Origin of the sequence: Acinetobacter sp. ABJ-A23_2, assembly GCF_044538765.1 — a bacterium.
Lineage (GTDB): Bacteria > Pseudomonadota > Gammaproteobacteria > Pseudomonadales > Moraxellaceae > Acinetobacter > Acinetobacter nosocomialis_A.
Window position 1 is genome coordinate 1 of the sequence record NZ_JBIUCP010000115.1, and the last position, 878, is coordinate 878.

Genomic DNA, 878 nt, shown 5'->3' on the forward strand with positions numbered 1-878 from the left:
GTATACCATTATTAATAATTCCTGATTTTTCAGGAGAATTTACTAATCTTAGATATTTAATATGTTTATGTGTAGAAATAATATTCTGAACAATCTGAGAATGGAAGAAAGCATCATTGATGAAAATAAAATCTAACTCAGGATGAGCCAAAGTTGTCCATTCCAAAAGGGTTCCCTGAGGAAAAGCATTTTGGATCGCTGATTTTAGTTGATCTGAGGTATCAGAATTTAAACCAAAAATCGTGAGGTAGAGAGTATTTTTCATATAAAAATGATGATTTCACATAAATAAAATTTTAATACTGATGTAAATGTGCAATTACTTTTTTAAGTTCATGCAGGATTTCACCAAGGAGAACATTTTTATCTGTAATCACAACAAGTACTGAAGGAAACTTGTCATGAGGGACAATACTCAGAAAAGCTTTTCCTGTTTCTGTATCTAAAGTAATTGTTTGACAATTTACTAAATGAATTTCAGAAATAAATGCTGAAATAAGTGCCATGATAGAACTACTCACCGCCGCAATTTTTCCAGTATTACTCCAATTTTTTTTACTTGCAGTGGTAATCTCAAATCCATCAGTAGTACAGAGCATACAAAGGTTTATATGCTTTGTTTGATGCAGTAGTGCAGAAACAACATTCTTTGAAAATTGTTTAAATTCGTCTGTTTGATTGTCTATAACAGTCATTGATTCCATAATTAACCTCTAGAAGATAATTTAATTAACTTCAATATTGGCAATCAATGTTTCAGTTAATAGCAAAATATCATTTTTTATACGAGCATCAACAGCATATAATGGATAATGATGTTCGTATATTTTCATATAATCACGATAGATTTTTAATTGTAGATTCGAATCCTGATCAAG

Annotated in this window: 1 protein-coding gene and 1 pseudogene; both read right to left on the reverse strand. The window is 29.8% G+C overall.

The genetic code is table 11. The features are described 5' to 3' along the window. Positions 1-265 (reverse strand): annotated as a pseudogene (locus ACH63V_RS18090) (hypothetical protein); the annotation flags it as partial. A gap of 31 nt (positions 266-296) precedes the next feature. Next, entirely contained in the window at positions 297-695 is a 399-nt protein-coding gene (locus tag ACH63V_RS18095) for a roadblock/LC7 domain-containing protein (RefSeq protein WP_396464321.1), read from the reverse strand. Positions 696-878 lie beyond the last annotated feature (183 nt).